Raw genomic sequence first — 6,193 nt, forward strand, 5'->3', positions numbered from 1 at the left:
CCGCCGCACATGAACTGGTACTCGACCGCCTCGCGGAAGGCGTCCCCCATGCCGCCGTGATAGCCGGCAAGACCGACGCCGCCACGGACGGCCGCCGTGAGATTGCTCAGCTCCTCCCTCTCTATCTTCGACATGGTGTAGATAGGAACCACCAGACTCATGTCGGACAGGCCGGGGTCGGCGAAGGCCTCGGTCGAATTCTCGACGTAGACTTTGAAGCCTTCTTCCTCCAGCATGCCGGCGATGATGGAGGCGCATTGCTCCGGCTCATGCCCGCTCCAGCCGCCCCATACAATCAGTGCCTCGCGCATTCTCTTACCTCCCGTTCTAGCGATATTTTCTAGTCGAGCGAGCCGAACTCAAGCGTCGTCGGCAGCATGGCCGGCCGCTCCGGTCGCGACTCGATGGTGACATGGGTTCCTCGCTCCGAGGACAGCTGGAAGGCTTCCATGACCTCAAGCGCATGGAAGGCGAGCTCGCCCGATGCGCGGTGAGGGCGTCCGGATCGGATCGCGTGTGCTAAGTCGGCGACGCCGATAATCCGGTAGTTCCCGCTCGCATAAGGATGTTCGGTGGGCTGCTCCGTCCAATCCTTTGCCGCCGTGGCGAGCTCGATGGCGCCGAAGAAGCGGTTGGGATCCGGAACGCTCAGGCTGCCTGCGGAGCCGTACAGCTCGATCGGTCTGTGGCGGTGCCGGGGCACATCGAAGCTCATGGCGATCGAGACGACCGCGCCGGAGACGAACTCGAGCGTCCCCGCGACGTGCGTTGCCACCTCTACGGGGATCATGGTGCCCTTCAACGGCTCGCTCGTGATCTCGCGTTCGGCCCTGGCACGGGATGTCATGCCCGCCACCCTGGCAACGGGTCCGATGAGGTTCACGAGAGCCGTGATGTAGTAGGGACCCATGTCCAGCATCGGCCCACCGCCTTTGGCGTAGTAGAAGGCGGGATTGGGGTGCCAGCGCTCATGGCCGGGGCACATGAAGTAGGCGCTGCCCGCCAGGGGACGGCCGATCACTCCCTCGTCGATAAGCTTGCGGCAGGTCTGGTGCGAGCCGCCAAGGAAGGTATCGGGCGCGCAGCCGACGCGCAGCCCTCGCTCCTTGGCCATGTGCAGGAGAGGGCGGGCCTCGGCGGTCGTGAGGCCAAGTGGCTTCTCCGAGTGAACATGCTTGCCGGCGGCGAGGGCCCGTAAACCCACCTCCACGTGGGCGGCAGGAATCGTGAGATTGACCACGATCTGAATCGACGGATCTGCAAGCATCTCGTCTACAGACATCGCCCGCAGTCCGAACTGGGATGCACGTGCCTCGGCCGCCTCCGGGCGGATGTCGGCGATCCCTTTGATGTCGAGGATCGGAAAGTTTGTCGCGGCCTTGAGATAAGCTTCGCTGATATTCCCGCATCCAATGATGCCGATACCCAGGCGTTCCATGTTCACTCCCTTGTATGATTGAGATTAGCTTTAGCGCTTCTTGGCTGGTCCGGTCGTTCCCCAAGGGGCACCATAGAGATCGCGCAGGGTCAGGGCCGCGGCGCCACGGGCCCAGGTATCGTCGCTGGACTCATGGACCACGATCTCGGTCACTCCGGAGATGGTTTCGGGCGTTGCGGCCTGTACCGCATCACGCAAAGGCGCGAGGAGCAGTTCACCCGCCTGGAGGGCCGATCCGGCGAGAATGACCTTCGGCGGCGCGAAAAGGGTGATCAGGTTCGCGATGGCAATTCCCAGGGCCCGGCCGGCCTCTTCGAAAATCTCTGCAATCCGCCCGTCGCCGCCCTGAGCGAGCGATACGGCATGGTCCATGCCGCGCGTCCCACGCAGGAGCTTCTCCTGCGGCGTTCCACGGGCAAGATCGGCCGCTGCGGATAGGATCGCGGTGGTTGAAGCGATCCCGGAGAGGCGCCCCGGGAGGGACCCGTTCCCGGTGCTGCCGTTGGGCGACACGATGAGGTCGCCCAGATCCGGGCTGAGTCCGTTTGCCCCGCGGAAGAGCTCTCCGCCATGAATGATGCCGAGCCCGATCGTGTGCTCGATAGAGACGACCAGGAAGTCGCGGAGGTCCCGGCCATGCCCGAACCATTGCTCGGCGAGGGTGATCAGATTGACGTCGCTGTCGACCGTCGTCGGCACCTTCAGGCGCTCCTGGAGATCGATGCCAAGCTTGAGATCGCGCTCTGAGAAGATCGGGCTGTAACGGCAGATGCCGGAGGCGCGCTCGACGATTCCCGGCACGCCAAGGCAGAGACTGTTGATGTCCTCGACCTGCAACCCGGTCGCCTCGATGCAGGATCGAACGCCGTCCTCCACGAGGTCGAGGATGACCGAGGCGGGTTGGCGGTCGACCCTGATCGGGATCGATACCGTGCCGAGGACGTCCGCCTGGAAGTTGGTGACCGCGATGGTGATCTTGTTGGGAGCAAGCTTCGCACCGCAGACCGAAGCCGCAGCCGGGTTGAGCTCGAGCATGATCCGCGGTCGTCCACGGACCTGATCGGGCGTCGGGGCGACCTGGCGCGGGACGATCAGGCCGTCCTCAAGGAGGGCCGCCGTGATCGCCGAGACGGTGGTGGGGCTCAGTTCCGTCCGCTCCGAGATCTCGACGCGGGAGATCGTGCCGGAACGCCGGATGGCATCCATGACGAGGAAACGGTTGATTGCCCGCATCAGCTCGGGATCGGCAGTCTTCATTGCGGCACCGTCCGCCGGCATGGGCCAACCTCTTTAATGCGGATGCCGTATTTATTGTTGAGGGGTCACGGCCTGTCAATGATCGCCGTTGCGCCAAATGTCCATGAACGGCTGGATAAACTGCTTGACAGCCCCCTGGATGGCGTCCACGTTTTAATTCGCTATCCAAATAAAAGGGCGAACAGCCCTGGCAGAGGAAACACCGAGGAGAACGGCAATGAGCTACAAAAAGCTGATGCTTGCGGCTGCCTGCGCGATCACCGCCTCATGCAGCGGAATGACCGTGGCACTCGCCGATGTGACCGTCAGGATGATGCATGTCGAGCAGAACCCGCAGGTTACAGGATTCTGGAACGACATCGCCCGACGGTACGAGGCCTCCCATCCGGGCGTGAAGGTGGACGTTCAATATCTGGAAAACGAGGCCTACAAGAAGAAGCTGACCACGCTCCTGCAATCGTCAGACCGGCCGAACATCATCTACAGTTGGGCAGGAGGCGTCCTGCGCGATCAGGTCAAGGCGGGGGTGATCGAGGACCTGACGCCTGTCATGGATGCTCCCTGGAAGGCGCGCTTCGTTCCGGCCGCGGTGCAAGCCTACACCGTCAACGACAAGATCTATGGTGTGCCGATGCACACGGCACAGGTGGGCTTCTTCTACAACAAGGATCTTTTCGCGAAGGCGGGCATCGATGCATCCTCGATCAAGACTTGGGATGACCTGCTCGGTGCAGTGAAGAAGCTGCAGGCTGCCGGGATCACACCGATCATTACGGGCGGAGCCGACAAATGGCCCGTCCATTTCTATTGGTCGCATCTGGCGATCAGGATCGGCGGCAAGGACGCTTTCGAGGCTGCCCTGCGCGGCGAGGGCAAGGGCTTTGCCGACACGACTTTCATCAAGGCCGGCGAAGTATTCAAGCAACTGGTGGACCTCAAGCCCTTCCAGGCCGGCTTCCTCGGAGCAACCTATCCTCAATCGGCAGGACAGTTCGGTGACGGCAAGGGCGCGATGATGCTCATGCTGAACGGGCTCCTCAATACCATGAAAGCCAACTCGGCCGACAAGGTTGGCATTCCCGATGACAAGCTGGGCTGGTTTCCTTTCCCGACGGTTGCAGGCGGCAAAGGTGATCCGAGCGATACCCTCGGCGGTTTGAACGGTTGGCTGGTGACGAAAGGATCGCCGAAGGAAGCCGCAGACTTTCTGAAGTTCTTCTCGGAAGCGGAAAACCAGCGTCAAGCGGCCGAGCGCGGTTTCTACATCCCGGTCGTCATCGGCACCCAGGATGCGATCAAGAACCCGATCCTGCGCCAGATTGCGGAGAATGTTTCCAAGTCCAAGTATCACCAGCTCTATTATGATCAGATGCTCGGCCCATCGGTCGGTGCGGTGGTCAATGACATCTCAGCCGATCTCGCCGCCGGACGAATGAAACCGACGGAAGCGGCCGAGACCGTCCAACAAGCCTGGGAACTCGCCCAGTAGATTAGCCAAATCCCGGAAGAGCGGCCCGGCCGCTCTTCCCTGCCGCACGTTCAGGGAGGGAATGATGGCGACGAGTGTCACGGGTGGGACGGCGAAGGCTGTCTTCCAAGCACCCTCATGGTTGCGGGCGTCCTCGACAAGCATTGGAGGATCAACGGCCATCGTGCTGCTGTTCCTGCCTCCGGCCCTGTTTCTCTTCACTCTCTTCGTCGCACTGCCAATGGGTGAAGCCGCCTGGTATAGTTTCTATAACTGGAACGGGTATGGAGCGCCGACCGACTTCGTCGGATGGCGGAACTTCGAGCTCCTGTTCGCGAACCGTGCGTTTCGCATCGCGCTGACGAACAATCTGCTCATCATCGTGGTGTCGCTGGCGATCCAGCTCCCGCTTGCCTTGGGAATGGCCATCCTCCTGGCCGACCGCGTGCGGGGGACGGCAACCTTCCGGCTCATCTTCTTCCTGCCCTACATCCTTGCGGAAATCGCCGCAGGTCTCATCTGGCGCTTCGTCTACGACGGCGAGTATGGCCTTTTCGCGAAGCTGCTGGGACTGTTCGGCGCTGATCCGATCCACATTCTCGCCGAACCGGATATCGCCATCTATGCCATCATGGTGGTCGTGATCTGGAAGTATTTCGGCTTCCACATGATGCTGTACATCGCCGGCCTCCAACAGATCGACCGCAGCCTGTACGAGGCCGCGCATATCGACGGCGCAACGGGCTGGCAGATCTTCCGGCGGATCACGGTGCCGCTCCTCGGGTCAACGATCCGGCTCTCCGTCTTCTTTGCCATCCTCGGATCAATCCAGCTCTTCGACCTCATTATGCCTCTGACCAAGGGTGGTCCCTCGGACAGCACTCAGACCATGGTGACCTATCTCTACACCTACGGTGTCACCAGGACGAGGATCGGCTTCGGCAGTGCGGTCGGTGTGGTTCTGTTCTTGATCTGCGTCGTGTTCGCCTTCGGCTACAAACGGGTCCTCATGCGCCATGACTAGCACCGCTGCCCGCTACGATACGCCAGTCACCATCGCCCCGGTCCTACGATACGCCATTCTCTTCGTCGTTGCCGGAGGCGTGTTGATCCCCTTGCTGACCACGGCCCTGGGTGGGTTCAAGTCGCTCGGCGACCTGAGAGTCAATCCTTTCGGCTTGCCGAGCCAATGGGAGTGGATGAACTACTGGGAGATCCTTGCCAGCGGCCGCTACTGGCAGCTGATGGCAAACTCCCTGATCATCGCGATCCTGACGGTCATCCTGACCGTTGCCACGTCCGCGATGGCCGCCTTCGTGTTCGTGCATGTCCGTTTCTTCGGCGCGACTTTCCTCCTGAACTATCTGCTTCTCGGGTTGATGTTTCCGGCCGCCACCGCGATCCTGCCGCTCTTCATCAAGATCCGTGATCTCGGTCTTCTCGACACCTACTGGGGGGTGGTGCTGCCCCAGGTCGCCTTTGGCTTGGCGATGAGCATCCTCCTGTTCCGCAACTCCTTCCGGCAGATGCCGAAAGACCTCTTCGAGGCGGCCGTCATCGACGGCTGCGGCTACTTCCGATTCTTCTGGCATGTGATCCTGCCGTTGTCGCGCCCGATCCTCGCAACGGTGTCCGTCATCGTCTTCGTGCACAGTTGGAACAACTACCTTCTTCCTCTCGTGGTGCTGAACCGCGATACGCTCTATCCGTGGCCCCTCGGGATCATGGTCTATCAGGGCGAGTTTTCCACAGACTGGAACCTCATCCTGGCGTTCATCACGCTGACGATCCTGCCGGCGATCATCATGTTCTTCGCGGCACAAAAGCACATCGTCGCGGGACTGATGGCGGGTTCGGTCAAAGGGTGAGGAAATGGCTCGTCACATCAGCGGACATAACCAGGGAAGACATTGACATGGCGTCTGTCGAAATCCGGAACGTGAAGAAAGCCTATGGGGCCGCTCAGGTCATTCACGGGGTGTCGATTGACATCCAGGACGGGGAGTTCGTGATCCTGGTCGGTCCGTCCG

5 protein-coding genes and 2 pseudogenes are annotated in these 6,193 nt (G+C 61.4%); 4 read left to right on the plus strand and 3 right to left on the minus strand.

Translation table 11 applies throughout. The features are described from left to right. The 3 genes from KBI52_RS02500 to KBI52_RS02510 form a co-directional block, all read right to left on the minus strand. Positions 1-311 (minus strand): ThuA domain-containing protein (locus KBI52_RS02500; protein WP_210805109.1); only part of this gene is annotated, 311 nt, incomplete at its 3' end. A 29-nt stretch (positions 312-340) separates the two neighbouring features. Continuing rightward, positions 341-1,438: a Gfo/Idh/MocA family protein gene (locus KBI52_RS02505; RefSeq protein ID WP_210805111.1), complete on the minus strand. Its 1,098-nt coding sequence runs from the start codon at positions 1,436-1,438 to the stop codon at positions 341-343. 30 nt (positions 1,439-1,468) lie between these two features. Continuing rightward, positions 1,469-2,695: an ROK family transcriptional regulator gene (locus KBI52_RS02510; RefSeq protein WP_173948582.1), complete on the minus strand. Its 1,227-nt coding sequence runs from the start codon at positions 2,693-2,695 to the stop codon at positions 1,469-1,471. A 217-nt stretch (positions 2,696-2,912) separates the two neighbouring features. On the opposite strand from KBI52_RS02510, the gene KBI52_RS02515 reads away from it, so the two are divergent. The 4 genes and pseudogenes from KBI52_RS02515 to KBI52_RS32580 form a co-directional block, all read left to right on the plus strand. Further along, positions 2,913-4,184: an ABC transporter substrate-binding protein gene (locus KBI52_RS02515; protein WP_247654138.1), complete on the plus strand. Its 1,272-nt coding sequence runs from the start codon at positions 2,913-2,915 to the stop codon at positions 4,182-4,184. Positions 4,185-4,248: 64 nt separating this feature from the next. Next, positions 4,249-5,187 (plus strand): carbohydrate ABC transporter permease, encoded by a 939-nt coding sequence (locus tag KBI52_RS02520; protein WP_173948581.1) that lies wholly within the window; start codon positions 4,249-4,251, stop codon positions 5,185-5,187. Positions 5,188-5,204: 17 nt separating this feature from the next. Next, positions 5,205-6,031 (plus strand): annotated as a pseudogene (locus KBI52_RS02525) (carbohydrate ABC transporter permease). Positions 6,032-6,078: 47 nt separating this feature from the next. Further along, positions 6,079-6,193, plus strand: a pseudogene (locus KBI52_RS32580) (sugar ABC transporter ATP-binding protein); the annotation flags it as partial.

The sequence above is a fragment of the Microvirga sp. HBU67558 genome (assembly GCF_018069605.1).
Taxonomy (GTDB): Bacteria; Pseudomonadota; Alphaproteobacteria; order Rhizobiales; family Beijerinckiaceae; genus Microvirga; species Microvirga terrae.